Below are 26,227 nucleotides of genomic sequence, written 5' to 3'. Positions count from 1 at the left end.
CGCGCCTTTCGGTCCCCCATAGGGTGGCCAGGCGGCACACGGCCGCGCACCGGTGGGAGCGCGGCCCGGGGCGGCGCGGTGCGGAATGTCACCACTACGAGGCTGAGGTGCTTTTCGTGTGACCCTCACGGGTGCCGGATTGGCTTTCCCGATGCAGGTGGGGGCAGGATGCGTACCCGGGCGCGAGGGTCTGGCAAGCAGACCCGGGTCCGGGGACTGTCCGAGGGCCCTGGCAGCATCGGCTTCGATCTCACGCCTCATTGGCAAGAAGAACACGGGAGTACAAACATGAACCGCAGTGAGCTGGTGGCCGCTCTGGCCGACCGCGCCGAGGTGACCCGCAAGGACGCCGACGCCGTGCTGGCCGCCTTCGCCGAGACCGTCGGTGAGATCGTCGCCAAGGGCGACGAGAAGGTCACCATCCCCGGCTTCCTGACCTTCGAGCGCACCCACCGTGCCGCTCGCACCGCGCGCAACCCGCAGACCGGCGACCCGATCCAGATCCCGGCCGGCTACAGCGTGAAGGTCTCCGCGGGCTCCAAGCTCAAGGAAGCCGCCAAGGGCAAGTGATCCGGGGCCCCCGGGGACGAGGGGCACGGACACACTGATTGATCACGAGAGGCAGCCACCCTGAGGGGTGGCTGCCTCTCGTGCGTACGGCTTCGCCCGGCCGGGGTGCCGGTGGTGGTGCGGGGTGCGTTTGCGGCCGTGGGCCGCGGGGTGCCGTTGCTGGTGCGGGGTGCGTTGGTGGCCGCGGGCCGCTGTGGAGGCGCTGTACGGGGCGTGGGCGCCGTATCCCCTGGTCAGGAGGGTTACCGGGCCAGGCCCGGGGCTTTCGGGGCCCTGCGGGGCGTGTGGGGGCGTGGTGGGGGCTTGGTGGGCCTTGGTGGGGCTTGGTGGCCTTGGGGTGTCGTTTGGGGGCGGGCCCGGCGAATTCAAGCCTGCCCGGTGGTTGAGGACACGGTGACGGATGCGGTGATGAGCCGCGGTTTTCCTGCCGGGCCGGGGGCGGAGGCCCGCACGCTTCGGGGCGAGCCCGGCATTTTTAGCCCGTCCGGCGTTTGAGGACGCGGTGACGGAGTGGATGACGAGTCGCACCTGCCGACTGCCCCCGTGGGCTGTGCCTGCCCTTTCCGGGCCGGATCCGCCCTTTCCAGCCTGTCCGGCGGTTGAGGACGTCCGGGTGCTTGGGGCCGGGCTCGCCACATTTCAGCCCGTCCGGCGTTTGAGGACACCCCGGTGAGCGCGGGTACGGGCTCGGGGGCGGGTGGCGGGTGATCTTTGGATGCCGGTGAACGCCGGGGGCGTTGTCCTCAATCGCCGGACGGGCTTGTTTTTGCCGGGCCGTCGTCCATTGGTGCGGGTGGGGTGGATTTGCCGGGCCGTCGTCCATTGGTGCAGGCGGGGGAGGGGCTGATTTGGCGGGCCGCTGCCCACTGGTGCGGGTGGGGCGGGGTGGATTTTGGCGGGCCGTCGTCCATTGGTGCAGGCCGGGGAGGGCTGATTTGGCGGGCCGCCGTCCACTGGTGCGGGTGGGGCGGGATGGATATTGCCCGGCCGTCGTCCATTGGTGCAGGCCGGGCGGGCCGGGCGGGCCGGGTGGCGGGCCCGGATGCGCCGAAGGGCGGCCCCGTGAGAGAAGGGCCGCCCTGGGGCGTGGTGCGCGGGCGCGTAGGCCGCGGGGGGCGGGTCAGGCGTCGCCGTCGGGGCCGTTCGGGAGTTCCACGTGGGCGCCGAGGGAGATCAGCTTCTCCATGAAGTTCTCGTAGCCGCGGTTGATCAGGTCGATGCCGTGGACCCGCGAGGTCCCCTGCGCCGCCAGCGCCGCGATCAGGTACGAGAAGCCGCCGCGCAGGTCGGGGATGACCAGGTCGGCGCCCTGCAGCTTGGTGGGGCCGCTGACGACCGCCGAGTGCAGGAAGTTGCGCTGGCCGAAGCGGCAGTCGGAGCCGCCCAGGCACTCGCGGTAGAGCTGGATGTGCGCGCCCATCTGGTTGAGCGCGGAGGTGAAGCCGAGCCGGGACTCGTACACCGTCTCGTGGACGATCGACAGGCCGGTGGCCTGCGTCAGCGCCACGACCAGCGGCTGCTGCCAGTCGGTCTGGAAGCCGGGGTGCACGTCCGTCTCCAGGGCGATGGCGTTGAGCGCGCCGCCCGGGTGCCAGAAGCGGATGCCCTCGTCGTCGATCTCGAAGGCGCCGCCGACCTTCCGGTAGGTGTTCAGGAAGGTCATCATCGAGCGCTGCTGCGCGCCGCGCACGTAGATGTTGCCGTGCGTGGCGAGCGCGGCGGACGCCCAGGAGGCGGCCTCCAGGCGGTCCGGGAGGGCGCGGTGGGTGTAGCCGTCGAGCTTGTCGACACCGGTGATCCGGATGGTCCGGTCGGTGTCCATGGAGATGATCGCGCCCATCTTCTGCAGGACGCAGATCAGGTCCTCGATCTCCGGCTCCACGGCCGCGTTCGACAGCTCGGTGACGCCCTCCGCCAGGACGGCGGTCAGCAGCACCTGCTCGGTCGAGCCGACGGACGGGTACGGCAGGCGGATCTTGCAGCCGCGCAGGCGCTGCGGCGCCTCCAGGTACTGGCCGTCGGCGCGCTTCTCGATGACGGCGCCGAACTGGCGCAGCACGTCGAAGTGGAAGTCCACCGGACGGCCACCGATGTCGCAGCCGCCCAGGCCGGGGATGAAGGCGTGGCCGAGGCGGTGCAGCAGCGGGCCGCAGAACAGGATCGGGATGCGGGAGGAGCCGGCGTGCGCGTCGATGTCCGCGACGTTGGCGCTCTCCACGTGCGACGGGTCGAGGACGAGCTCGCCGGGTTCCTCACCGGGGCGCACGGTGACGCCGTGGAGCTGGAGCAGCCCGCGTACGACGCGCACGTCACGGATGTCGGGCACATTGCGCAGCCGGCTCGGACCGCTTCCGAGCAGGGCGGCGACCATGGCCTTGGGTACGAGGTTCTTCGCGCCGCGAACCCGGATCTCGCCCTCAAGCGGGGTGCCGCCGTGGACAAGCAAAACGTCGTCGGTCATGGATCTCGCGTTCCTGGAGACGGGCAGGGCCAATGAGAAATGGTAAGCGCGGTACGAGGGGTGCCCGCAGGGGTGTAGGGCCTCCAGGCGTGTAATGGCTTTGTCACAACACGTACCGTTCTGGGCGGGCCACGCACGGTGATGCGGCGCGGGGGGCGTGAGGCGCCTGGGGGAGCGCGAGGCGGCGCGGGGGGTGGTGCGGTGCCCTGTGTGTCCCCTTTCTTTGTCATCTGATGGTTCCTGTCCACGGGTGTGGCTCCGCGTGTCGTGTGTCCGGTTTTCCGGGTGGGGCGTGCGGGGCCGTTGTGGTGGCGCGGATCTCGTCGCGGAGGGTTCCGGGGGGTCGCGGGGTTCGTTCGTACGAGGTCGGGGCCGCCGCGCGAGCCGCGTCCGTACCCGGCGGTCCGCCGTGCGGCCCCCGGTCCGTACGTGTCCGGTACCGGTCGCACTCGGGTCCGGCCGTTGACTCCCCGGAGGGGTGGGAAGTGCGGGATCATGTGCCCATGACCGAGGTGTCCTCGCTCACCGGCCGGCTGCTCGTCGCCACGCCGGCGCTCGCCGACCCGAACTTCGAGCGCGCGGTGGTGCTGATCCTCGACCACGACGAGGAAGGCTCCCTCGGCGTGGTCCTCAACCGCCCGACCCCCGTCGGGGTCGGCGACATCCTGGAGACCTGGGCGCCCCTGACCGGGGAGCCCGGCGTCGTCTTCCAGGGCGGCCCGGTGTCACTGGACTCCGCGCTGGGGGTGGCGGTGGTGCCGGGAGGCCCGGAGGACCCCGAGGGCGCGCGGCCGGGGGACGGGCCGCTGGGCTGGCGCCGGGTGCACGGCGCGATCGGCCTGGTCGACCTGGAGGCCCCGCCGGAGCTGCTGGCCACCGTCCTCGGCAGTCTGCGGATCTTCGCCGGGTACGCCGGGTGGGGTCCCGGCCAGTTGGAGGACGAGCTCGTCGAGGGCGCCTGGTACGTCGTCGAGTCCGAACCGGGCGACGTCTCCTCGCCCGCCCCCGAACGGCTGTGGCGGGCGGTGCTGCGGCGGCAGCGGAACGAGCTGGCGATGGTGGCGACGTATCCGGATGATCCGTCGCTGAATTAGCCGGGGCCCGGAATTGGCCGCGGGGCTCCGAATCAGCCGCGGGGCCGGTGCCGGACTCTTCGGGGCGGCCGGCGCCGTGCTTCCTATAGGCGTCCAGGCGCCCAGGCGTCAGGTGACGGTTCCGGCCCGGCCAGCCGGAAGAAGCGCTCCGCCAGGGGGTGGGCCCCGCGGGCGGGGATCGCCAGGCGGACCGGTACCGGTGGCGCGTTCTTGAGGCGCAGGAAGCGGAGCCCGGGGTGGGTGTGGCGCTGGGCCACCGGCTCCGGGGCCACGCCGACGCCGTGGCCGGCGGCCACCGCCTCCAGCCACTCGTCGAAGTTGTCGGCCGTGCACACCGGGCGCGGGCGGCGGCCCTCGGGCCAGAGATCGGGGCGGGTGGTACCCGTCACGGTGTTCACGACGAGCGGGAGGTCCGCCAGCTCGGCCCAGTCCAGGACGCGGCGGCGGGCGATGGCGCGCAGGGCGCGGGCGGCGGGGTGCGGGCCGGTGGGCGCGGATGCCGGGGTGCTTCCGCGTCCGTGGTGGGCCCGGGCGGTCCCGCGTCCGTGGTGGGCCGTGGCCGTGGCCGGGCCGCGTCCCGCCGTCTCGCTCGTCTCCGCGCGGGCCACCACCGCCACCCGGGGCTCGTACAGCAGCACCCGTGTGCGGACCCGCGCGCCCGGAGGCGCCTCCCCGCGCAGCACGGCGACGTCCGCCGCGCCGGACTCCAGGCCCGCCAGGGGCGTGTCCCGGCGCACCAGGCGGACGCCGGAGCCGGTCGCCGCCTCGAACTCCGTGCTGATCCGCCCGCAGGCGTCCGGCAGGAGCGAGGTGAACCCGAGGCGCAGGACCGGCGGCACGCCGGGGGCGCGCAGCGCGTCGGCCAGCCGGCCGAGCAGCGGCGCGAGGGCGTCGTAAAGGCGCTGACCGGCCTCGGTCGGCTCCACGCGGCGGGTGGTGCGGTCAAGGAGCCGGGTGCCGAGGGTGCGTTCCAGGGCGCGGATGGTGCGGGTCAGGGTGGGCTGGCCGACGTACAGCCGGTCGGCGGCGTGGGTGAAGCTGCGCTCCTCGGCGACGGTGACGAAGGCCCGCAGGTGCCGCAGCTCCACGGTGTCGAGGACGCGGAGGGCGTCGTCCGAGACGGTGGCCGGGCCGGTGGCCGGGTCCGGGAACAGGTCGGTGGTCGGGTCGGCGGCCGGGTCGGTCGTCGGGGCTGTGGCCGCGCTCAGGAGCGCGTCCAGCGTGAGGTCCTCGTGGCCGTCCCGAAAGGCGTTCATGCCTCCTGAACATAAAAGGTCCCCGTCGGCATTTCCCCCACCTTCCGGAGACTCCCTACGTTTCCGTCGTCGCTGCTTCGGACGGACGCGGGTCGCGCCGGGACGGACACGGTCGTCTCGAACGGCCGGGGCGCTGTCCGCTGCCTGTATGCGGTCCCGGTCGTGACGGCCCCGGAGGCGCGCCGCGCGCCGATCACGGCCGTTCGCAAACGGCCACGAACACCACCACGGACGACCACGAAGACAGCGCGGACGACCACGGACGATCACAGATGATCACGGGAGCTGAGCGGAGTTGCACTCGATGCGGAAGGTCTGGCTGCTGGCCCTGGGGGCGTTCACCCTGGGGCTCGACGCGTATGTCATGGCGGGGCTGCTGCCCGTCGTCGCGGACGACCTGGGGACGACGGTCTCGCTGGCCGGGCAGATGGTCACCGTCTTCACGTTGGCGTACGCGATCGCCGCGCCCCTGGTCGCGGGCGCGCGCGGCGGGATGAGTCCGCGTACGTGGATCGTGGTCGCGCTCGCGGTGTTCACGCTCGGGAACGCCGCGACGGCGCTGGCGCCCTCGCTGGGGGTGCTGCTCGCCGCGCGGGTGGTCGCCGGGGCCGGCGCCGGCGTCTACTCGGCGCTGTCCACGGCCGCGGCCTCCGCGCTGGCCGGTCCCGAGCGGCGCGGGCGGGCGCTGGCGCTCGTCATGGGCGGCATGAGTACGGGGACGGTGCTGGGCGTCCCGGTGGGCGTGCTGCTGGCCGAGCGGGCGGGGTGGCGGTCCACGATGTGGCTGGTCACGGCGTTGGGCGCGGTCGCGCTGGTGGGGCTGGTCGCGTTGCTGCCGCCGGTGCCCGCCGACCCGGCCGTGTCCGTGCGGGCCCGGCTGGCGGCGGTCACCGACCGGCGGGTGGCGCCGGTCGTCGGGGTGTCCTTCCTGGCTGCGGTGGCGAGCCTGGGCCTCTACACGTACCTGGCGCCCGTCCTGGCCGACGCGGGCCGGGTGCGCGAGGTCGCCCCGTACCTGTGGGCGTGGGGGATCGGCGGGGTGCTGGGCAGCCTGGCGGCCGGGCCGCTGGTGGACCGTACGGCCGGGAGCGGGCGGCGCGGCGGGGTCGCGGCGCTGGTCGGCGTGGTGATGGCGGCCATCGCCGGGGCCCAGGCGCTGCTTCCGGCGCTCGCTCCGGTGCCGCTCGCGGCGGCTGCCGCCCTGGTGATCTGGGGCGCCGCGGGCTGGGCGCTCCAGGTGCCCCAGCAGCACCGCCTCCTCGCACTGCGGGACGACCGTGGCACGGTGGCGCTCGCCCTCAACAACTCGGCGCTCTACCTGGGCAGCGCGGCCGGTTCCGCGCTGGGCGGGCTGGCGCTCGGCGCGGGCGTGGCGCCGGCCGCGCTGCCGTGGGCGGCGGCCGGGATCGCGGCCCTCGGACTCGCCCTCCACATGTGGGCAAGCCGACGCTCCCGGCATGGGGTGCGCGTCGGTACCCTTGACGGTTATGAGCACTCTTGAGCCCGAGCGCGGGGCAGGAACGGGAACCCTCGTAGAGCCGACGCCCCAGGTGTCGAACGGCGACGGCGACCACGAGCGCTTCGCCCACTACGTCCAGAAGGACAAGATCATGGCGAGCGCCCTGGACGGGACGCCCGTCGTCGCGCTCTGCGGCAAGGTCTGGGTACCGGGCCGCGACCCGAAGAAGTACCCGGTCTGCCCGATGTGCAAGGAGATCTACGAGTCCATGGGCGTCGGCGGCGGCGACGACAAGGGCGGCAAGGGCGGCAAGAAGTAGCCCCGACGCGGCCCGCGCGCGCCAGGCCCGCTCCGGACGGACAACGGACGGCCGAGGGCGCCGGTGTGCCGTGCGGACCCGGCTTCCGGGTCCGCTGAGCCCTCCCCGTCGGAGAACGTCGTCCCGTCGTAGGGCGCCGTCCCCGTCGAAGGACGCCGTGCCGTCGGCACACCCGGCACCACCCGTGACGTCGGCTCCCGGAACCTGATCGAGGTTCCGGGGGCCGACGTTGTCGTTGGCGGGCCCCGGCGGGAGGCGGCCGAGGCGCGTGCCCTGTGCGCGCCGGGGCTGTCCCGGACCCGGCGATCACGGTGGCGTATGAGCGGCTTGGTCCCCGTGCGCCCCCGCGAAGCCGACCGTGCCCACCGCGCCCGACGCGCGTGCCCCCGCCCCCGCGAAGCCCACCGCGGCTGAGGCCCCGGCGTTCCCGGTGGCTACCATCCAGGTCGCTGTCGATCCACACCGACGCTTCACGGGGGTTCATTCGCGCATGTTCGGAATCGTCAGGCCCTGCACCCATCGCCTCACCCAGGGACTCAGAACGGAGTGGATGGCCCATCTGTGCGGCCTCTGCCTCGCGTTGCGCAGTGATCACGGGCAGTTCGCCCGGGTGGTCACGAACTACGACGGGCTGATCGTCTCCGCCCTGGTGGACGCCCAGGCCGGTACGGCCGCCGAGCGCCGCCGCACCGCCGGGCCCTGCCCGCTGCGGGGTATGCGGACCGCGTCGGTGGCCCAGGGCGAGGGCGCCCGGCTCGCCGCGTCGGTGTCGCTGGTGCTCGCGTCGGCCAAGATCCGGGATCACGTCGCGGACCGCAACGGGCTGCTGCGCCGCCGTCCGGTGGCCGTCGCGGCCCGCAGGGTCGCCGCGAGCTGGGACCGGGCCGGGGCGCGCACCGGAGCCACGCTCGGCTTCGACACGGCCGTCCTCGTCGACGCGGTGGACCGCCAGGTGGGCATCGAGGAACTGGCCGGGCCGGGCACGCCGCTGACGGTCATCACCGAGCCCACCGAGACGGCCACCGCCGCGGCCTTCGCGCACACCGCCGTACTGGCGGGCCGACCGGGCAACGCCGCGCCCCTGGCCGAGGCCGGGCGGCTCTTCGGCCGGCTGGCCCACCTCTTGGACGCCGTGGAGGACCGCGCGGCGGACGCCGCCGAGGGCGCCTGGAACCCGCTCACCGCCACGGGCGCCACCACCGCCGAGGCCCGCCGCCTCTGCGACGACGCGCTGCACGGCATCCGCCTCGCGCTGCGCGACGTGGAGTTCGCCGACTCCGCCCTGGTGCACGCCCTGCTGGTGCACGAACTGCGGCGCTCGGTGGACCGCGCCTTCGGCACGTCCTCCTGCTCCCTCACGGGACGGAGGCCGTCCGCCGGGGGAGAGGGCGGCTCCGGGGCAGGCATGTACGGCGGCCAGGACGGTTCCCCGCACCAGCACGGTGGCCCCCACCACGGCGACGGCCACCCGCCGCTGCCCGGCCAGCCCCCGCGGTACGCCGGACAGCCCCCGCAATACGTCCAAGCCCCGGCCGGTACCTCGTACGTGCACGCGCCGCAGCACCTCAACGGCCCGCGGCAGCCCTACGTCGGTGACCCCGTCCTGCCCGGCGGGCCCGGCGACGGCCATGGAGGCGGCCACGGCGGAGACCCGGGCGGCTTCGGGTTCGGAGGAGCGCCCCGCCCTCCCCAGAAGCCGAAGGTGCCGCGCGGCTTCTGGGCGGGGTGCGCGGTCGCCATCGGGCTGTGCTGCACCTGCCAGGTCTGCTGCGCCTCGGAGTACGAGGGGCCGTGGTCGCGGCAGAAGCGCGAGGGGTGCTGCCAGTCCTGCGACTGCTGCGATTGCTGTGACGGTTGCGACTGCTGTGATGGCTGCTGCTGCGACGGGTGCGGCTGCGACTGCGGCTGCTGATGAGGGGCAGGGGCCCGGAACGCCGGAAGGGACCGCCCGAATCCCAGGATCCGGACCGCGTTCGCCGACGTAGCGCGTGAAAGGCCGTCGGCGCCGGGCGCGGAAAGGCCCGCCGGTAACCACCGCCGGGCGCGAAAAGGTCCGCCCCCACCATCGGGGGCGGACCTTTCCGCGCGTTCGTGGAGCGGGGTCAGGGCCCTTGCCCTAACCCCCTCAGCAGCCGACGAGATTGATGTGCCGTCAACTCGCACCGCCCACGGCCGCCCCCCTCACCGCTTCCCGAGATCGAACACGCCCCCGCTCTCCGAGCCGGCGACGCACTGGTTGGGGTAGGTGCGGGCGAAGCCGGAGGGCTTGTCCTTCCAGGTGCCGTGGGCCACGACGGTGACCGGCTGGTAGATCATCGTGCAGGGGCGGTCGACGCGCGCCAGGTGCGAGAAGTCGCCGTCCGCCTTGCCGATGGCCTTGCAGGACTTGGCCGGCTGGGGGTGGTTGCCGCCGTCGGGGGTGCAGGTGAGTTTGGTGGTGCGCAGCACCTTGCCGGTGGTGTCGGGGCCGGAGTGCACGGTGATGGTGAACGACCCGCGGGGTTCCTTCGCGGCGGCCGTGGAGGGGCGGCCCGGCGAGCCGGACTCCGCCGGCGGGCGGCTCGCGGCCCCGGTGGGGAGCGGAGTACCCGCCGAGGGCGCCCCCGGGGACGCGGCCGACGATTCCGGCGATGCGGGCGAGGACGACTCTGGCGATGCGGACGAGGGCGCCCCCGGGGACGCGGCCGAAGGCGATCCCGGGGAGGCGGACGAGGCCGCGCCGTCCCTCCCGGTGGCCCCGGGCGAGGAGGCCTTCCTCCCGGACTCCCGCTGGGCCTCCCTCTGGTGCTCCTTCCTGAACTCCTTCCTCTCCCTCTCGGAGTCCTTCCGGGCCTCTCTGGCCTCCCTCTCGGACTCTCTCCCGGCTTCCCCCGTCTCCCGCCCGGGTGCGCCGCCGCCGCTGTGCCCGCCCGGCCTCTTCCCGTCCTGCGCCGAGGCTCCTTCCTTCCTGAAGGTGCCCTGCTTCTGGTCTCTCGCCTGTGTGCCGTTCCCCTGGGACGGCCCAAGTCCCGGCGGTGAAAAGGTGATTTTCCTACCGTTCTCCGAGGGATCGCTGTCGCCGCTGGGTGCGGAGCCCCCCGTCCCCGAGAACGGCCAGCCCACGCCTCCGGAACCCGACGGCTGGGGGGTCGCGAGGGCGGCCGACCCGGTGAGGGGCAGCAGGCCCAGGGCGACGGCGGGGAGTACGGCGGTTCGTACGGAGCTGAGACGCATAGGACCATCCTTCGAGTAGGCGTATACGCCTCATGGATAGTCATGTCGGGGCGTTCCGGGGCGGATTGTGGGCCACTGGTGGCGTGTCGCCGGGTCCGGCGTTGCGCGGGGCGCTCTCGCTGATCACGGAGTGGTGGAGACCTTCGGTCGGCTCTTGTGGGGGACGCCGACCCCGCTTAGCCTCCTGAGAATTGTGCAGCGCGAAACGCTCGTTGCGTATGCTGCAACGCCGCTAGGGAGGGTCCCCATCATGCAGCCGTCTTCCCGGATGTCCCGTCGCCTACCGCCCCGGATCGTCGCCTCCGTCACGGGCGTTGCCCTCGCGGGGCTCGTCGCCACCGCCTGCGCGCCGTCCACCTCCGACACCAGCGCCAAAGAGGACACCAAGACCGGCACCGTGCGGGTCTGGCTCTTCCAGGAGGTCAACAACAAGCCGAAGGAGGAGGTCGTCCAGCAGGCGGTGACGGCCTTCAAGTCCCGGCACAAGGATGTCGACGTCACCGTGGACTACATCCCGGTCGACACCCGCGCGCAGCGCATCAAGGCCGCGTTCAACGACCCGAAGAGCGCGCCCGACGTCATCGAGTACGGCAACACCGACACGGCCGGCTACGTCAAGGACGGCGGACTGGCCGACGTCACCAAGGAGTTCGGCGCCTGGCCGGAGGCCAAGGACGCCGACCCGACGGCCAAGGACTCGGTCACCGTGGACGGCAAGGTCTACGGCGCCCCGCTGTTCGTCGGCGTCCGCGCGCTGTACTACCGGACCGACGTCTTCAAGGACCTGAAGATCCCGGTGCCCACCACCCAGGCCGAGGTCGCCGCCGCCGCGAAGAAGATCCGCAAGGAGCGGCCGGAGCTGTACGGCCTGGCGGTCGGTGGCGCGTACACGTACGGCGCACTGCCCTTCGTCTGGGCGCACGGCGGCGAACTGGCCACCGGCAAGGACGGCACGTACACCGCCGCGATCAACGACGCCAAGGCCAAGGACGGCATCAAGGCGTACACCGACCTGTTCAAAGACGACAACTGCCCGGCCTCCAAGTGCGCCGACATGGGCGGCAACGACACCGTCACCGCCTTCGCGTCCGGAAAGGCGGGCATGGCCATCGGCGGCGACTTCAGCCACCAGGCCATGGAGGACGGCAAGGTCAAGGGCAAGTACGCGGTGGTGCCGCTGCCCGGCGTGAAGAAGGGCGAGATCGCCCCGGCGTTCGCGGGCGGGAACAACATCGGCGTGCTCAAGAGCAGTTCGCACCGCACGCTGGCGGTGGACCTGATGAAGGAGCTGGCCGGGAAGAAGACCCAGCGCGCCCTGTTCGACGCCATGGGCTTCCTGCCGACGTACACGGACGTGCGGGCCGAGGCGGCGAAGAAGGAACCGTTCGTCGAGCCCTTCGTGAAGACGCTGGACGCGGGCGCCAAGTTCGTCCCGGCCTCGCCGGCCTGGGGCGCCATCGACTCCTCGCTCGTCCTGCCGACGATGTTCCAGGAGATCGTCAGCGGCCGTAAGGAGCTGGACGCGGCGGCCGACGACGCCGCCAAGAAGATGGACGAGGCATTCAAGAAGTGAGCACCGCCAACGCCCTCGCCCGGCGGCGCTCGGGCGGCTGGACGCCCTGGCTCTACCTCGCCCCCGCGCTGGTGGTGCTGGGCGGCCTGCTCGTCTACCCGATCTACCAGCTCGGGCTGATCTCCTTCCTGGAATACGACCAGGCGCAGGTCAGCGGCGGCCAGCCGACGACCTTCAAGGGGCTGGACAACTACGCCGAACTGTTCGGGGACGGGCAGTTCTGGCAGGTCCTGCTCACCACCGTGCTGTTCGCCGCGGCCTGCGTCGTCGGCACCCTCGCGGTGGGCTGCGCGCTGGCGGTGCTGCTGACCCGCATCCGTGTCGTGCCGCGGCTGGCCGTGATGCTGGCCGCGCTCGGCGCCTGGGCGACCCCCGCCATCACCGGCTCCACCGTCTGGGTCTTCCTCTTCGACCCGGACTTCGGGCCGGTCAACAAGGTCCTGGTGTGGCTCGGCCTGACCGGTTTCGAGGACTTCTCCTGGACGTACGGGCGCTTCAGCGCCTTCGCCCTGGTCTTCCTCGAAGTCGTCTGGACGTCGTTCCCGTTCGTCATGGTGACCGTCTACGCGGGCATCAAGGCCGTCCCCGGCGAGGTGCTGGAGGCGGCGGCGCTGGACGGCGCCTCCCAGTGGCGCATCTGGCGCGGCGTCCTCGCGCCGATGCTGCGGCCCATCCTCGTCGTCGTCACCATCCAATCCGTCATCTGGGACTTCAAGATCTTCACGCAGATCTACGTGATGACGAACGGAGGCGGCATCGCCGGCCAGAACCTCGTCCTCAACGTCTACGGGTACCAAAAGGCGTTCGCGTCCTCGCAGTACAGCCTCGGCTCGGCGATCGGCGTCGTGATGCTGCTGATGCTGCTCGGCGTGACGCTCGTCTATCTGCGCCTGCTGCGCCGCCAGGGGGAGGAGCTGTGAGCGAGACACCGACCGTCGCCGACACGCGCGGCGCGGACGCCGTGACCGAGGTGCGCCCTGCGGACGGCGCGGGGGCCCCGCGACGCCGCCGGCCGCTGGTGCGGCGGCCCTGGCGGCTGGCCGCCGAGGCCGGGGCGCTGCTGATCGCCGCCGTCGTCGCCTTCCCGCTCTACTGGATGGTGCTGTCGGCCTTCAAACCCGCGGGCGAGGTGCAGTCCACCGAGCCGCGCCCCTGGACGCTGGAACCCACCCTCGACTCCTTCCGGCGGGTCTTCCAGCAGCAGGACTTCGGGCGCTACTTCCTGAACAGCCTGTTCGTGGCGGGCGTGGTGGTCGTCCTCTCGGCGCTGATCGCCTTCCTGGCGGCGACCGCCGTCACCCGCTTCAAATTCCGCTTCCGCACCACCCTGCTGATCATGTTCCTGGTCGCGCAGATGGTGCCGGTGGAGGCGCTGACCATCCCGCTGTTCTTCCTGATGCGGGACGTGGGCGACGCGGTGCCGGGCATCGGCCTGAACACGCTGGGCTCGCTGATCCTGCCGCACCTGGCGTTCTCGCTGCCGTTCGCCATCTGGATGCTGCGCGGCTTCGTCAAGGCCGTGCCGCCCGCGCTGGAGGAGGCCGCCGCCCTCGACGGCGCGAGCCGGGCCCGCTTCCTGTGGCAGATCCTGTTCCCGCTCGTCTTCCCCGGACTCGTCGCGACCAGCGTCTTCTCGTTCATCTCCACCTGGAACGACTTCCTGTTCGCCAAGTCGTTCATCATCAGCGCCACCGAGAACTCCACCCTCCCCATGGCCCTGCTCGTCTTCTTCAAGCCCGACGAGAACGACTGGGGCGGCATCATGGCCGCGTCCACCGTGATGACCATCCCCGTCCTGATCTTCTTCGTCTGCGTCCAGCGGCGGCTGGTCTCGGGGTTGGGAGGGGCGGTGAAGGACTGATGCCGCCGCACTCGGAGGACGGCGCGCACGAGCGGAAGGACGGCCCGCACTTGCGGAAGGACGGACGGACGCCATGACGGACGCGGAAACGCGAAGCAACCCGGGTACGGGCACGGGCATGGACCCGGGTACGGGCATGGACATGGGCACGGACACGGGCATGGACACGGGCATGGACATGGACACGGGCATGGACACGGACACGGACCCCACACAGCGGGAGGCACAGCGATGACATCCACCACAGCCGACGACCCCGGACTGATCCCGGCACCGGGGGACACCGCGTGGGAGCGCGGCGGCGCGGGCGTCGTCCTCTCCGACGGCACGGCCCTCGCCGCCGCCCCGGGCACCGAACGCACGGCCCGCTGGCTGCGCGACACGCTCGGCGCGGCGCTGGACCTGCCGCTCGCCCCGGGCCCGGCGGACGCCCCGGGCACCATCACCCTGGACCTCGACCCGGACCTCCCCGCCGAGGGCTACCGGCTCGACACCACCGGCGGCGGCATCCGCGTCACCGGAGGCGACGCGGCGGGCGTCTTCTGGGGCGCGCAGACGCTGCGCCAGCTCCTCGGCCCGGACGCGTTCCGGCGGGCGCCGCTGCACCCGGACGCGCCCGTCGCCGTCCCGGCCGTACGGATCCAGGACGCGCCCCGCTTCTCCTGGCGCGGCATGATGCTCGACGTCGCCCGGCACTTCCTCCCCAAGGAGGCGGTGCTGCGCTACCTCGACCTGCTCGCCGCCCACAAGCTCAACGTCCTCCACCTCCACCTCACCGACGACCAGGGCTGGCGCATCGAGATCAAGCGCTACCCGAAACTGACCGAAGTGGGCGCCTGGAGGGAGCGGACCAAGCTCGGCCACCGGGCCTCCCCGCTGTGGGACGAGCGCCCGCACGGCGGCTTCTACACCCAGGACGACGTGCGGGAGATCGTCGCCTACGCCGCCCGGCGGCACATCACCGTCGTCCCCGAGATCGACATCCCGGGCCACTCGCAGGCCGCCATCGCCGCGTACCCCGAACTCGGCAACACCGACGTCGTCGACACCACCGCCCTGAAGGTCTGGGACACCTGGGGCGTCAACCCCAACGTCCTCGCCCCCACCGAGGCCACCCTGCGCTTCTACGAGAACGTCTTCGAGGAGGTGCTCGCCCTCTTCCCCTCCACCTTCGTCCACATCGGCGGCGACGAGTGCCCCAAGGACCAGTGGAAGGCGTCTCCCACGGCCCAGGCCCGCATCGCCGAGCTGGGGGTGGGGGACGAGGACGGGCTGCAGAGCTGGTTCATCCGGCACTTCGACCGCTGGCTGACCGCCCGCGGGCGGCGCCTGGTCGGCTGGGACGAGATCCTGGAGGGCGGCCTCGCCGAGGGCGCCACCGTCTCCTCCTGGCGCGGCTACGCGGGCGGCATCGCCGCCGCCAAGACCGGCCACGACGTGATCATGTGCCCCGAGCAGCAGGTCTACCTCGACCACCGCCAGGACGGCGGCCCCGACGAGCCCGTCCCCATCGGCTACGTGCGCACCCTGGAGGACGTCTACCGCTTCGAGCCGGTGCCGCCGGAGCTGACGGACGACCAGGCCGCCCACGTCCTGGGCACGCAGGCCAACGTCTGGACGGAGGTCATGGAGTCCGTCTCCCGCGTCGACTACCAGGTCTTCCCCCGGCTCGCGGCGTTCGCGGAGGTCGCGTGGTCGGCCCTGCCCGCCCCCGACGCCCGCGACTTCACGGGTTTCGAACGCCGGATGACCGCCCATTACGCCCGCCTGGCCGCCCTCGGGGTCGACCACCGCCCGCCCGGCGGCCCCCGCCCCTGGCACAAGCGCCCCGGGCTGCTCGGACGTCCGATCGAGGGGGCGCCGCCGAACGTGTGAGATGGGCCCCCGGGAGCGGGGGTCGCTCTGTGGCCCCGGGGCGCGTTGTGGCGTTGTGCCTCGGGGCCGGTTCGAGTGTTGTCCTTCGGGGGCTGCCTCGTCCCCGGAGGACGCGGGCCCGGCCGGGACGGGGGCGTTGTGCCCGGGTTCGCGCGTCTTCCGGGGTTCTGCCTCGTCCTGGGGGTGCGGGCCCGGCTGTGAACGGGGGGAGGGCGGCGCCCCAGGGGGCCCTGGCTCGTCCCTGGGGGCGCGAGTCAGGCGGGGTTCGCGGCATGCCCGGGGCGTTCCTGTTCTGCCCCCGGAACCTGCGTGCCCGGCGGGGTTAGGCGCGTTGTGCCGGGGATGTCCGGCGCGCCGTGCCGGGCTGATCCCGCCTTGCCCTGAAGTACGCGGACCCGGCCGGGCCGGTATGACCCGGTCAGGCCGGTATGCACCGGCCGCTCCCGGGCGTCCCCCATCCGCCCGGGAGCGGTTCGGTTCGTGTGCGAAGTCGGCCGGAATGGGTGCGTGTCGGCCGGTCCGGAGGCGCCCCCCCCGCCCGTCCGGAAGTGCTCCGATCCGCGTGTGGAGTCGGCCGGGATGGGTGTGTGTCGGCCGGTCCGCAGGCGCCCCCGCCCGTCCGAAAGCGCTCCGATCCGCGTGTGGAGTCGGCCGGGATGGGTGCGTGTCGGCCGGTCCGGAGGCGTCCCCCATCCGCCCGGGACCGATCCCGTCCGCACGCGGAACCGGCCGGACCGGTCCCCGGCGCGCGGTTCCCGGACCCTCTCGCCGGGGGCCCGCCCGGATGTGCCAGAGTTGCCACGTCCGGCCCGGGAGCACGTACCGTACGGCGCAGCGGAACAGCCGGGACACCGGGGAAGGGGCAGCTGGGTTGACCACGCACGCACCGCAGGCGTCGCAGACGGTGACGTTGCCGGCCTCGCTGGACGAGGCGGTGGCGGCGCTCGGCGCCATGCCCGCCGCCGTACCGGTCGCCGGCGGCACGGACCTGATGGCCGCCGTCAACTCCGGGCTGCTCAGACCCGCGGCCCTGGTGGGCCTGGGCCGGATCAGCGAAATCCGCGGCTGGCAGTACCAGGACGGCCACGCCCTCCTCGGCGCCGGGCTCACCCACGCCCGCATGGGCCGCCCCGACTTCGCCGCGCTGATCCCCGGCCTCGCCGCCGCCGCCCGCGCGGCCGGACCCCCGCAGGTCCGCAACGCCGGGACGCTCGGCGGCAACATCGTCACCTGCGCCCCGACCGGCGACACGCTGCCCGTGCTCGCCGCCCTCGAAGCGACCCTGATCATCGCCGGGCCCGGTGGCTCCCGCCGGGAGATCCCGGTCGGCCACCTGCTGGCCGGCCGCGAGATGCTGCGCCCCGGCGAACTCGTCGGCTACGTACGGGTGCCGCTGCTGCACGCGCCCCAGACGTTCCTGAAGGCCACCGGCCGCACCGGCCCCGGCCGGGCCACCGCCTCGGTCGCCCTCGTGCTGGACCCGGCGCGCCGCCAGGTGCGCTGCGCGGTCGGCGCGGTGGCCGTCATGCCGCTGCGTCCGCTGGAGGCCGAGCACTGGGTGGCCTCGCTGATCGACTGGGACGGCGAGCGGACCCTCGTCCCGGAGGCGCTGGCGGCCTTCGGCGAGTACGTCGCCGCCGCCTGCGTCCCCGACCCGGCGCCGCCGCAGGACGGCTCGGAACCACAGACCCTGCCGCCGGCCGCGCTGCACCTGCGCCGTACGGTGGCAGCCCTGGCCCGCCGAGCACTTGGGAGGGTGCTCTCGTGAGCGACGCACCGGATCCGCAACAGCCGCAGCAGCCCCGTCACGAGCCCCGACACGAGACGCGTCACGAGCCCCACCACGGGTGGCAGCCGCTGCCGCAGGGCGCCGAGTACGAGTCGGACGCGACGGCCTTCGTCCAGTTGCCGGAGGGGTTCACCGCGGACTCCTTCGGCGGCCGGTCCGGCGCGCCCGGCACCCCGTCCGCGCCCGACGCCGGGACCTGGACCGCCGACCCCCTCGCCGCCCCTGGCCACGGCTACACGCCACCGGCCTCCTTCTCGGCGCACTCCCCGTACGAACCCTCGGCACCCGCCGACGAGTCGGCGCACGGCCCGTGGACGACGCCGTTCACCGACGCGTCCGCTGAGGCCCCTGCGGACCTTCACCCCTCCGCGGATCCGCACGCCCCCGCGGCCGACCCGGCGCAGGCGCAGGCCGGGACGCCGGTGGCGTGGCCGGACGCGGGCGGCAACGGCACCGGCTCGACCGGCCAGTGGTCCGTCCCCACGACGGACGAGGCGCTGGAGGAGTCCGGCGAATACCTGGTCGGCGACGACCGCGCGGGCACGCACGCCCCGTACGGGTCCGTGTACGGCGGCACCTACGGGGACGGCTACGGCACGGGCGGCTACGCCCCGGGCGGCGTCGGCGCGTCCGGTCACTGGGACCCGAACCAGGACTCCACGCACCCCGGCCCCGCACACCCCGAACCGGCACACCAGGCCGGACCGGAGTACGCGGAGCACACGGGACACGCAGGGCACACGCGTCTGGGCGACCACCCCGACCACCCCGACCGCACCGACTATGCCGACCACCAGGCGCCCCACGCGGGCCACGGCGTTCCGGAACAGCCGGGCCCGGGCGAGGTGGGCATGGACCGCGGGGGCACGGACCGAGGAGGGACGGACGCGGGCCACGCGCCGTTCGATCACGCCGGTGCCGGTCAGCTCGCGGGACACGAGTTCCCGACGCAGCGGCGCGCGGCGGGGGACCAGGAGGTCTCTCGCCCTGCTGTGACGGACGATTCCCTGACGGCGCATCAGCCCCCCGGACACGAGGCAACAGAGCCGGAGAACCCCGCCCACGACGCGTCCGGTCATAACGCGCCCGATCACGACGCGCCCGCCCACGACGCACCCGCCCACGACGCACCCGCCCACGACGCACCCGCCCACGACACGCCCGATCACGACGCGTCCGGCCATGGGACGCTCGGGCGCGGCATGCCGCTGCGGGACGCGTACGACCCCGGAACGCCCGGCCACGAACCGTCCGCAGACGCGGCGTCGCCGCACGGGACACCGGAACACGCGGCCCCCCCGTCATACGACTCCACCCCCGCGCACGGCACTCCGGCGCACGGCACTCCGGCGCACGGCACTCCGGCGCACGGCACTCCCGCGCACGGCACCCCCGCCGCCGGTTACGAGACCGCCGACCCCGCCGCGTTCGACATGGGCGGCTCGGCTGCCCACGCGCCCATGGACGCTGCGCCTGCCGACGACCCGGCGCCGGACGCCGCCATGCCCCCGGAGCCCGCCCCGGCACCGGCCCAGGCCGCCCCGTTCCCCCAGAACGACACCACCGAGGACACGGACAGCACCCCCGACACCACTTCCGACACCACTCGCGACACCGCCCTCCCCTCCCCGGACGAGGCCCCCGTGGCCGCCGCCGCGGTCCCCGCCCCCCGGCAGCAGCGGGACGCGGAGGCAGGCCGTGCGCCCGCCGAGCCCAGCACCGGACCGGAGGACGCCCTCCCCACGGACGCCTTCCCCACCGAGCCGCACGACGAGCACCCGCACTTCTCCTACGTGCTGCGCGTCAACGGCGTCGACTGCCCCGTCACCGACGCCTGGATCGGCGAGTCCCTGCTCTACGTGCTCCGTGAGCGGCTGGGGCTGGCCGGGGCCAAGGACGGCTGTTCGCAGGGCGAGTGCGGCGCCTGTTCCGTCCAGGTGGACGGCAGGCTGGTCGCGTCGTGCCTGGTGCCCGCCGCGACCGCCGCGGGCAGCGAGGTGCGGACGGTGGAGGGCCTGGCCAAGGACGGGGTGCCGTCCGACGTCCAGCGGGCGCTGGTGGCGTCCGGCGCCGTGCAGTGCGGTTTCTGTATTCCGGGCATGGCGATGACCATCCACGACCTGCTGGAGGGCAACCACGCCCCGACCGAGCTGGAGGCGCGCCAGGCGCTGTGCGGCAACCTGTGCCGCTGCTCGGGGTACCGCGGCGTGCTCGACGCGGTCGACGAGGTCGTCCGGGGACGCGAGGAGGCGGCCGAGGCCGCCGAGGCGGAGGCCGAGGCCGCGGCGTCCGACACGGGTGCCCGCATCCCCCACCAGGCGGGCCCCACCGACCCGCCCGCCGAGCCGACCGCACCGGACGCGCACGAGGCCGGCTTCGCGGACCCGGGCGTCCCGGACGGAACCACGCAAGGCGGCGCGTACGGGACCGACTACGCGGACGCGGACGCGGGCCTCCCGGGCGACGCGTCCACTCAAGGTGCGTACGCCCCCCAGGAATCGTCCTCGTACGACCCGAACACCTACACCACGGACCCCCTCCACCAGCCCGCCTACGACCCCGCCACGCCCTACGACGCGGAAACGGCGACGCACGCCCCGGGAACACCCCCCGACCCGGCGGCCTACCCCTACCCCGACCAGGCGCCCTACGCCCAGGCCGCCTACGACCCCACGGCGACGGCGGCGTACGACCCCACCCCGTACGACCCGGCCGCGTTCGACCCGAACGCCCCGTCCCCGCACGCCCCGCCCTCGGGCGCCGACCCGCAGACGGGAGGCACCGCATGACCGGCTCGACCGACGGCGCCACCACCACCCCCGAGGCGGGTGTCCCGGCCCCGGCTCCCGCCGCCGAGCCCGCGCCGCACGGCATCGGCGTCTCCCTGCCGTCCGCCGACGCCCCGGCCAAGACGCAGGGCACCTTCCCGTACGCGTCCGACCTGTGGGCCGACGGCCTGCTGTGGGCCGCGATCCTGCGCTCGCCGCACCCGCGCGCCCGCGTGCTGTCCGTCGACACCAAGCACGCCGCGGAGATGCCCGGCGTGCGGGCCGTCATCACGCACGCGGACGTGCCGGGCGACGCCGGGTACGGCCGGGGCATCGCCGACCGCCCGGTCTTCGCCCGCGACGAGGTGCGCCACCACGGCGAGCCGATCGCCGCCGTCGCCGCCGACCACCCCGACACGGCGCGCCTGGCGGCGGCGGCCATCGCCGTCGAGTACGAGGTCCTGGAGCCGGTCACCGACCCGCAGCTCGCCTTCGAGGCCGAACCGCTGCACCCGGACGGCAACCTGATCCGGCACATCCCGCTCCGCTTCGGCGACCCGGAGGCCACCGGCGAGGTCGTCGTCGAGGGCCTGTACCGCATCGGGCGCCAGGACCCCGCGCCCATCGGAGCCGAGGCCGGGCTCGCGGTGCCGCGCCCGGACGGCGGCGTGGAGATCTACACCGCGTCCACCGACCCGCACGGCGACCGCGACCTGGCCGCCGCCTGCTTCCGGCTGCCGCCCGAGCGCGTCAAGGTCGTCGTCACCGGCGTCCCCGGCGCCACCGCCGACCGCGAGGACCCGGGCATCCAACTGGCCCTGGGCCTCCTGGCGCTGCGCACCGGCTGCCCCGTCAAGTACGCGGCGACCCGCGAGGAGTCCTTCCTCAGTCACGCCCACCGCCACCCGACCCTCCTGCGCTACCGCCACCACGCCGACGCCGAGGGCAAGCTGGTCAAGGTGGAGGCGCAGATCCTGATGGACGCGGGCGCGTACGCGGACACCTCCTCCGACGCCCTCGCCGCCGCCGTCTCCTTCGCCTGCGGCCCGTACGTCGTCCCGCACGCCTTCGTGGAGGGCTGGGCCGTACGGACGAACAACCCGCCCTCCGGCCACCTGCGCGGCGAGGGCGCCCTCCAGGTCTGCGCCGCGTACGAGGGCCAGATGGACAAGCTCGCGGCCGAACTCGGCCTCGACCCCGCCGAACTGCGCCTGCGCAACGTCATGGCCACCGGCGACCTGCTCCCCACCGGCCAGACCGTCACCTGCCCGGCCCCGGTGGCCGAGCTGCTGCGCGCCGTGAAGGACGCGCCGCTGCCGGAACTCCCCAAGGACGCGCCGGAGGCGGACTGGCTCCTCCCGGGCGGCCCGGAGGGCGCGGGCGAGCCGTCCGCCGTCCGGCGCGGCGTGGGCTACGCGCTGGGCATGGTGCACGTCCTCGGGGCCGAGGGCACCGACGAGGTGTCCACGGCCACGGTCAAGGTCAGCGGCTCGGTCGCCACCGTCATCTGCGCGGCGGTGGAGACCGGTTCGGGCTTCAGCACCCTCGCCCGGCAGATCGTCCAGGAGACCCTGGGCATCGACGAGGTCCACGTCGCCGGCGTGGACACCGACCAGCCGCCCGCCGGACCCGCCTGCCACGGCCGGCACACGTGGGTCTCGGGCGGGGCCGTGGAACGCGCCGCCAAGATGGTGCGCACCCAGCTCCTCCAGCCCCTGGCGCACAAGTTCGGCATGTCCACCGAACTCCTCCAGATCACCGACGGAAAAATCACTTCCTACGACGGTGTCCTGAGCACCACCGTCGCCGAAGCGCTCGACGGCAAGGAACTGTGGGCCACCGCCCAGTGCCGCCCCCACCCCACCGAACCGCTCGCCGGCGACGGCCAGGGCGACGCGTTCGTCGGCATGGCCTTCTGCGCGGTCCGCTGCGTCGCGGACGTGGACGTCGAACTCGGCACCGTCCGCGTCGTGGACATGACGGTCGCCCAGGACGTCGGCCGCGTCCTGAACCCCCGCCAACTCCACACCCGCATCGAGGCAGGCATCACCCAGGGCCTGGGCGCCGCCCTCACAGAAAACCTCCGCACCACCCGAGGCCGAATCCGCCGCCCCGACCTCACGGGTTACCCCCTCCCCACGGCCCTCGACGCCCCCGACATCCGCATCGTCAAACTCGTCGAGGAGCGGGACGTCGTGGCCCCCTTCGGCGCCAAGCCCGCGAGCGCCGTTCCGGTCGTCACCTCCCCGGCGGCGGTCGCCGCGGCGGTCCGGGCGGCGACGGGGCGGCCGGTCAACCGGCTGCCTATTCGGCCGCAGGCGGCGGTGGTGGTGCCGGTGGGGGCGGAGCAGGGGCGGTAGCGGGAGCGGTTTCGTCAGCTGACGGGACCGCCCTCAGCCTGTGGGCGAACCGTCGGCGCCGCAGGGGTCCGCACCGGTTCGGGACGTGGGCTGGTGGTGGCTTCTTGTCCTCGGAGGGCCATCATCCGGTTGGCAGGGCCTCCCAGACGCAGGGGTGGTGCGGTCGGCCGGCAGCTCCCCATCGTGGTCCTCCGGGTGTCAGGTCGCCGAGACGGTTTTCAGAGCGAGGGCCCGGAGCGGTGCGAGGCGGGCGCGGGCCGGGCCGTGGTAGACGGCATTGGTGCAGATCACCAGGTAGCGGCCGGTGTCGGGCGCCAGGTAGAGGCTGGTTCCGGTGAAGCCGTGGTGGTAGGCGACGCGTCCCCCGTCGGCGAGGACCCAGGACAGGCCGCGGTGCAGACCCGGCTCGATCGGTGCGTGCGGGATCAGAGCGGCCCGTAGCCACCGGTCCAGAGCACCGCTTTTGCCCGTGAAGGCGGTGATCAGACTGAGGGCGTAGGTGGCGAGGTCGTTGGGCGTGGAGAAGACGCCCGCGTGACCCGCGATACCGCCCATCAGAGCGGCGTTGTCGTCGTGGGCGGCACCCCAGATCCGCGGTGCGCCGGGGACGCGCTGTTCGGTAGGGGCGACGTCCCGGGCCCGGGTGACGGGTCCGTAGCGGGTGCTTCCCATGCGCAGGTCGGTCCACAGCTCGTGTGCCAGCACGTCCAGGGGCGTGGCGTGGATGTGGGCCAGTGCCAGGCCGAGCAGGATGTAGCCGCGGTTGACGTACCGGTGCCGACCGGGTTGTCCTTCCAGCGGCTCCCTGCACAGGAGTTCGTGCAATTGGGCCTCGGCGCCTCGGTAAAGGTCCAGGCGGGTGGAGGCCCGCAGACCGGCGGTGTGCGTCAGCAGTTGCCGGACGGTAGCGTCACCGCTGGGCGTTTCACCGGCCATCGGTGGCAGCACGTCTCGCACCGGCGCGTCCAGATCCAGAAGCCCGGCGTCGAGGGCCCGGCCGACCAGGGGCCAGGTGGCGACGACCTTCGTCAGGGAGGCGATGTCGTACGTCGTGTCCGTGGCCGGGGACGCGTCGCCGCACTCGGGGGCCACGATGCCGGCCGTCAGGACACGCCGCCGGCCGTCGGCGGTGCCGCAGACGATGACACCGCCCGGAGTGCCGCCGTCATCGACCAGGGTGGCGAGGGTTTCGTGGAGCCGGGCGGTGTCCGCGGCGGGGAACGGTACGGGCATCAGGGGGCCTCCGGAATGTGGATGATGTCGGCTCCCAGCGTGGTGAGGTTGGCCAGCAGGTGGCCGTAGCCGCGCCGGAGACGGAACATGCCGCGGATCGTAGAGGTGCCGTCGGCGGCGAGGGCGGCGATCGGCAGCGCGTCACCGCCCGGATGTCGCAGGCTGCCGCGATGGGAAGAGCCCGACACCTGTGTAGCAGGCATGCTCCGGTGTCGGGCTCTTCTATGCGGTTGTCAGTGGCGCATTGCCACCTCCTTCCTGATGGAGGGCGGATTTGGGTGGGCTCCCCTCAGGGGGTAAGGGGAGCTGCTTCAGGGCCCGTCGGCCTGTTCATACGAGGCGGTGGGGTGTGGACGGGCTGCTCTGCCGGGGGTGATCCGGTGTCCCGCCGGTCGCCGGGGGACGCTTTCCCGGCCGGCCTTTGGCGTCCCGCCGACCAGCACACCGAGCAGGGGAACGGGCAAGGCGGAATGACGTGAGAGGCGGGCACGTAGTAGACGGTGCCGTGCCATTCCCCGCCGAATAGGTCGGTCATCATGAGCAGTTGGCCCCGATCACTGGTGCCGGGGATGTCGCCGGATTGCCTGGCTCGCCGCGAACGCCGCCCAGGTGTCGTGTTCCGCGAAAGCCTCCTGCCGGGCGTCCCACTGTTCCTGGCAGATCTGACATCCGGGTACCGGCTTTGCTTCGTACAGCCAGGCGTCCAGGTCCTTCCCGGTGTAGAACGCCGCGTGCGCCATGTGAACCACCCCTTTGTGGTGTCGGTGTCGAGAACTCGGCGCATTCCGCCGGTGTTGCCGGGCGGAGTGAGAACGGGGAAGCGAGCCATTGCCAGCCACGGCGTTTACCCGCTTCGTTGCTTGGGCCCTCGATCACCAGGAGCGCCCGCGTTCGGCCTATTACGCGGCCTACGGAACCGGTCACGGTGTCCAAGACCCAGCCGCTGATCACGGCTGTCGCCCTGCTGCTTCGTGCGCGGCCTGATGGCACTCATGGGCCGAGGCCAACCTGAGTTTTCGCCCGGTTACCCACTCGTGGTGGTCACCGCTGAACCGCAGGAGCGCGCGATCCGCTTCGTCATTGGCCTGGACGACTTCACCGACCAGCCCCGTCGCGGTGTTCACGACGTACACACCTTCGCGGTAGGTCACCTCACCGCCTCCTCTCTGTCCCACATGAAGCAAACGGCGAGGTGGGCCGCAGGGGGAGGGGCCGCGCACTAGCAAAGTCAACTGTTCCTTGGCATACGCAGGTATGGGCACATGCCGACGACGGCAAGAGGTTACGCACTCGTACGAGTGAAGCTACGGGCATTCCTCGGGCGAAAGGCCGGTGCCACGATGAAGTGGAGCTGTCCATAACGCGACGAGCGGTTAGTGGCAGGGGGCTGGATATGGCGGGGCCAGAAGAGATTTTCCGGCAGGAACTCAAGCACCGGCGAGAAGAAGCCGGACTCACCCAGCAGGCACTTGGGTCCCTCACGCACGTCAGCGGGGCCTTCATCTGCCAGATCGAATCGGGCGTGCGTCGCGCACAGCCGCCGTTGGCGCGAGCGTTTGACCTCGTGCTGAAGACCGACGGCCTGTTCGAACGTATGGCGATCACGATTGCCAAGCACGCCGACGTGCCCGACTACGCCAAGCAGGCCGCCGTGCTCCTCGGGGAGGCCACGTCCATCTGTGAGTACGCGGGTGTCGTCTTGCCAGGTCTATTGCAGACAGAGGGGTACGCGACGGCGCTCATGCAAGCAGCCGCCCCGAACCAGTCACCGGAGGATACGGCAACGAACGTCCGCGCTCGGCTTGATCGATCAGCGAACATTCTCGAAAGCGAGAAAGTGCCTCTTCTGTGGATGATTATCCACGAATTGGTCCTCACCGCACCCATCGGCTCATCCGCGGTGATGTCGGAGCAGCTGGCACACGCCGTAGATGTTGCGCACGGAAGGCGCGCGGTGATCCAGGTGCTCCAGGTCAAAGAAGGGGTACATGCCCTTACGAGCACAGGTCAACTGGCGCTTTTCGGCTTTGCGGAAGACCCTCCAGCCGCATACCTTGAGAGCGCGTACTCAGGGCAGCTCGTGGAAGACCAAGGCTTGGTGCGTAAGTACCAAGCATCCTTTGAGTGGGCCAGGGCTATCGCCCTCCCGCCTCGTACCTCGCTCGAATTCATCACCTCCGTAGCAGAGGATCACCGAAAAAATGCCAAAACTGACAGCCTGGCGTAAAAGCAGCTACTGCAACGGTGACGGCGGACTGTGCGTTGAAGTCTGCGACGGCATTCCCGGACTCGTCCCCGTGCGCGACTCCAAGAACCCTTTCGGCCCGATCCTGCGGTTCCCTGACCGGGCTTGGACGGAGTTCGTCTCGACGTTGAAAAAGTAGTGCACCAGGAAC

22 protein-coding genes and 1 pseudogene are annotated in these 26,227 nt (G+C 72.8%); 16 read left to right on the top strand and 7 right to left on the bottom strand.

The annotated features are described in order from the left end of the window. Positions 1-288 precede the first annotated feature (288 nt). Positions 289-570, top strand: a complete 282-nt coding sequence (locus ABZX96_RS27175) for an HU family DNA-binding protein (protein WP_007382399.1) — start codon at positions 289-291, stop codon at positions 568-570. Between the two features lie 1,120 nt (positions 571-1,690). Here ABZX96_RS27175 and murA read toward each other — a convergent pair. Beyond that, a complete protein-coding gene (murA, locus tag ABZX96_RS27170; protein WP_355549426.1) occupies positions 1,691-3,031 on the bottom strand; it encodes a UDP-N-acetylglucosamine 1-carboxyvinyltransferase in 1,341 nt (446 codons plus the stop codon). A 503-nt stretch (positions 3,032-3,534) separates the two neighbouring features. Between murA and ABZX96_RS27165 the strand changes: the two genes are divergently transcribed. Beyond that, the gene (locus ABZX96_RS27165; RefSeq protein WP_355549424.1) at positions 3,535-4,125 is read left to right on the top strand and encodes a YqgE/AlgH family protein; all 591 of its coding nucleotides are present in this window, start codon (positions 3,535-3,537) and stop codon (positions 4,123-4,125) included. Positions 4,126-4,208: 83 nt separating this feature from the next. Here the strand turns inward: ABZX96_RS27165 and ABZX96_RS27160 are convergent, their stop codons facing one another. Further along, the gene (locus tag ABZX96_RS27160) at positions 4,209-5,381 is read right to left on the bottom strand and encodes a LysR family transcriptional regulator (RefSeq protein ID WP_355549422.1); all 1,173 of its coding nucleotides are present in this window, start codon (positions 5,379-5,381) and stop codon (positions 4,209-4,211) included. 304 nt (positions 5,382-5,685) lie between these two features. Here ABZX96_RS27160 and ABZX96_RS27155 point away from each other — a divergent pair, with 304 nt between their 5' ends. The 3 genes from ABZX96_RS27155 to ABZX96_RS27145 all read left to right on the top strand — a co-directional run bounded on the left by ABZX96_RS27155 (position 5,686) and on the right by ABZX96_RS27145 (position 9,071). After that, the gene (locus ABZX96_RS27155; protein ID WP_355549421.1) at positions 5,686-6,882 is read left to right on the top strand and encodes an MFS transporter; all 1,197 of its coding nucleotides are present in this window, start codon (positions 5,686-5,688) and stop codon (positions 6,880-6,882) included. Next, complete coding sequence (locus ABZX96_RS27150; RefSeq protein ID WP_355549420.1) at positions 6,869-7,159, top strand: DUF3039 domain-containing protein; 291 nt, start codon at positions 6,869-6,871, stop codon at positions 7,157-7,159. The genes ABZX96_RS27155 and ABZX96_RS27150 overlap by 14 nt, the downstream gene beginning before the upstream one ends. A gap of 490 nt (positions 7,160-7,649) precedes the next feature. Beyond that, positions 7,650-9,071, top strand: coding sequence for a DUF5685 family protein (locus tag ABZX96_RS27145; protein ID WP_355549419.1), 1,422 nt, complete (start codon positions 7,650-7,652; stop codon positions 9,069-9,071). Positions 9,072-9,340: 269 nt separating this feature from the next. Here ABZX96_RS27145 and ABZX96_RS27140 read toward each other — a convergent pair whose 3' ends face one another. Next, positions 9,341-9,637, bottom strand: a complete 297-nt coding sequence (locus tag ABZX96_RS27140) for an SSI family serine proteinase inhibitor (protein ID WP_355549418.1) — start codon at positions 9,635-9,637, stop codon at positions 9,341-9,343. Positions 9,638-9,641: 4 nt separating this feature from the next. Between ABZX96_RS27140 and ABZX96_RS27135 the strand changes: the two genes are divergently transcribed. From ABZX96_RS27135 to ABZX96_RS27095, 9 genes and pseudogenes are all read left to right on the top strand, one after another. Beyond that, positions 9,642-10,391 (top strand): hypothetical protein, encoded by a 750-nt coding sequence (locus ABZX96_RS27135; protein ID WP_355549416.1) that lies wholly within the window; start codon positions 9,642-9,644, stop codon positions 10,389-10,391. 249 nt (positions 10,392-10,640) lie between these two features. Continuing rightward, a complete protein-coding gene (locus ABZX96_RS27130) occupies positions 10,641-11,945 on the top strand; it encodes an extracellular solute-binding protein (RefSeq protein ID WP_355549465.1) in 1,305 nt (434 codons plus the stop codon). Beyond that, positions 11,942-12,865 carry a sugar ABC transporter permease gene (locus ABZX96_RS27125; protein WP_355549414.1) on the top strand — a complete coding sequence of 308 codons (924 nt, stop codon included), beginning with the start codon at positions 11,942-11,944 and terminating at the stop codon, positions 12,863-12,865. Before ABZX96_RS27130 ends, ABZX96_RS27125 begins: the two co-directional genes overlap by 4 nt. 50 nt (positions 12,866-12,915) lie before the next feature. Continuing rightward, positions 12,916-13,806 (top strand): carbohydrate ABC transporter permease, encoded by an 891-nt coding sequence (locus ABZX96_RS27120; RefSeq protein ID WP_355549463.1) that lies wholly within the window; start codon positions 12,916-12,918, stop codon positions 13,804-13,806. 73 nt (positions 13,807-13,879) lie between these two features. Continuing rightward, a complete protein-coding gene (locus tag ABZX96_RS27115) occupies positions 13,880-14,041 on the top strand; it encodes a hypothetical protein (protein ID WP_355549412.1) in 162 nt (53 codons plus the stop codon). After that, a complete protein-coding gene (locus ABZX96_RS27110; RefSeq protein WP_355549410.1) occupies positions 14,038-15,681 on the top strand; it encodes a beta-N-acetylhexosaminidase in 1,644 nt (547 codons plus the stop codon). Before ABZX96_RS27115 ends, ABZX96_RS27110 begins: the two co-directional genes overlap by 4 nt. A gap of 871 nt (positions 15,682-16,552) precedes the next feature. Then, positions 16,553-17,449 (top strand): FAD binding domain-containing protein, encoded by an 897-nt coding sequence (locus tag ABZX96_RS27105; protein WP_355549408.1) that lies wholly within the window; start codon positions 16,553-16,555, stop codon positions 17,447-17,449. A 1,784-nt stretch (positions 17,450-19,233) separates the two neighbouring features. Beyond that, positions 19,234-19,797 (top strand): annotated as a pseudogene (locus ABZX96_RS27100) ((2Fe-2S)-binding protein); the annotation flags it as partial. A gap of 458 nt (positions 19,798-20,255) precedes the next feature. Next, positions 20,256-22,598, top strand: coding sequence for a xanthine dehydrogenase family protein molybdopterin-binding subunit (locus ABZX96_RS27095; RefSeq protein ID WP_355549407.1), 2,343 nt, complete (start codon positions 20,256-20,258; stop codon positions 22,596-22,598). 198 nt (positions 22,599-22,796) lie between these two features. On the opposite strand, the gene ABZX96_RS27090 is transcribed toward ABZX96_RS27095, so the two are convergent. The 4 genes from ABZX96_RS27090 to ABZX96_RS27075 all read right to left on the bottom strand — a co-directional run bounded on the left by ABZX96_RS27090 (position 22,797) and on the right by ABZX96_RS27075 (position 24,982). Beyond that, positions 22,797-23,831 (bottom strand): serine hydrolase domain-containing protein, encoded by a 1,035-nt coding sequence (locus ABZX96_RS27090; protein ID WP_355549405.1) that lies wholly within the window; start codon positions 23,829-23,831, stop codon positions 22,797-22,799. Beyond that, positions 23,831-24,034 carry a hypothetical protein gene (locus tag ABZX96_RS27085; RefSeq protein WP_355549403.1) on the bottom strand — a complete coding sequence of 68 codons (204 nt, stop codon included), beginning with the start codon at positions 24,032-24,034 and terminating at the stop codon, positions 23,831-23,833. The genes ABZX96_RS27090 and ABZX96_RS27085 overlap by 1 nt, the downstream gene beginning before the upstream one ends. Positions 24,035-24,385: 351 nt before the next feature. Further along, positions 24,386-24,571 (bottom strand): hypothetical protein, encoded by a 186-nt coding sequence (locus ABZX96_RS27080; protein WP_355549401.1) that lies wholly within the window; start codon positions 24,569-24,571, stop codon positions 24,386-24,388. Positions 24,572-24,778: 207 nt separating this feature from the next. Then, positions 24,779-24,982 (bottom strand): hypothetical protein, encoded by a 204-nt coding sequence (locus tag ABZX96_RS27075; RefSeq protein ID WP_355549399.1) that lies wholly within the window; start codon positions 24,980-24,982, stop codon positions 24,779-24,781. 242 nt (positions 24,983-25,224) lie between these two features. Here ABZX96_RS27075 and ABZX96_RS27070 point away from each other — a divergent pair, with 242 nt between their 5' ends. Both ABZX96_RS27070 and ABZX96_RS27065 read left to right on the top strand, forming a co-directional pair. Continuing rightward, a complete protein-coding gene (locus tag ABZX96_RS27070; RefSeq protein ID WP_355549397.1) occupies positions 25,225-26,058 on the top strand; it encodes a helix-turn-helix transcriptional regulator in 834 nt (277 codons plus the stop codon). After that, positions 26,033-26,215, top strand: a complete 183-nt coding sequence (locus tag ABZX96_RS27065) for a DUF397 domain-containing protein (protein WP_355549395.1) — start codon at positions 26,033-26,035, stop codon at positions 26,213-26,215. Before ABZX96_RS27070 ends, ABZX96_RS27065 begins: the two co-directional genes overlap by 26 nt. Positions 26,216-26,227: the final 12 nt, after the last annotated feature.

Origin of the sequence: Streptomyces sp. NPDC003077 (genome assembly GCF_040611095.1) — a bacterium.
Lineage (GTDB): Bacteria > Actinomycetota > Actinomycetes > Streptomycetales > Streptomycetaceae > Streptomyces.
Note: the sequence above shows the minus strand (reverse complement) of the source record. Positions and strands in the feature narration are given on the sequence as shown.

Bases quoted from the DNA above. Each gene is read 5' to 3' on its own strand.
- ABZX96_RS27070 (WP_355549397.1), top strand. From the start codon at position 25,225: ATGGCGGGGCCAGAAGAGATTTTCCGGCAGGAACTCAAGCACCGGCGA.
- ABZX96_RS27095 (WP_355549407.1), top strand. From the start codon at position 20,256: ATGACCGGCTCGACCGACGGCGCCACCACCACCCCCGAGGCGGGTGTC.
- ABZX96_RS27160 (WP_355549422.1), bottom strand. From the start codon at position 5,381: ATGAACGCCTTTCGGGACGGCCACGAGGACCTCACGCTGGACGCGCTC.
- ABZX96_RS27155 (WP_355549421.1), top strand. From the start codon at position 5,686: ATGCGGAAGGTCTGGCTGCTGGCCCTGGGGGCGTTCACCCTGGGGCTC.
- ABZX96_RS27065 (WP_355549395.1), top strand. From the start codon at position 26,033: ATGCCAAAACTGACAGCCTGGCGTAAAAGCAGCTACTGCAACGGTGAC.
- ABZX96_RS27175 (WP_007382399.1), top strand. From the start codon at position 289: ATGAACCGCAGTGAGCTGGTGGCCGCTCTGGCCGACCGCGCCGAGGTG.
- ABZX96_RS27135 (WP_355549416.1), top strand. From the start codon at position 9,642: ATGGTGAACGACCCGCGGGGTTCCTTCGCGGCGGCCGTGGAGGGGCGG.
- murA (WP_355549426.1), bottom strand. From the start codon at position 3,031: ATGACCGACGACGTTTTGCTTGTCCACGGCGGCACCCCGCTTGAGGGC.
- ABZX96_RS27090 (WP_355549405.1), bottom strand. From the start codon at position 23,831: ATGCCCGTACCGTTCCCCGCCGCGGACACCGCCCGGCTCCACGAAACC.
- ABZX96_RS27130 (WP_355549465.1), top strand. From the start codon at position 10,641: ATGTCCCGTCGCCTACCGCCCCGGATCGTCGCCTCCGTCACGGGCGTT.
- ABZX96_RS27150 (WP_355549420.1), top strand. From the start codon at position 6,869: ATGAGCACTCTTGAGCCCGAGCGCGGGGCAGGAACGGGAACCCTCGTA.
- ABZX96_RS27080 (WP_355549401.1), bottom strand. From the start codon at position 24,571: ATGGCGCACGCGGCGTTCTACACCGGGAAGGACCTGGACGCCTGGCTG.
- ABZX96_RS27165 (WP_355549424.1), top strand. From the start codon at position 3,535: ATGACCGAGGTGTCCTCGCTCACCGGCCGGCTGCTCGTCGCCACGCCG.
- ABZX96_RS27110 (WP_355549410.1), top strand. From the start codon at position 14,038: ATGACATCCACCACAGCCGACGACCCCGGACTGATCCCGGCACCGGGG.
- ABZX96_RS27085 (WP_355549403.1), bottom strand. From the start codon at position 24,034: ATGCCTGCTACACAGGTGTCGGGCTCTTCCCATCGCGGCAGCCTGCGA.
- ABZX96_RS27115 (WP_355549412.1), top strand. From the start codon at position 13,880: ATGACGGACGCGGAAACGCGAAGCAACCCGGGTACGGGCACGGGCATG.
- ABZX96_RS27145 (WP_355549419.1), top strand. From the start codon at position 7,650: ATGTTCGGAATCGTCAGGCCCTGCACCCATCGCCTCACCCAGGGACTC.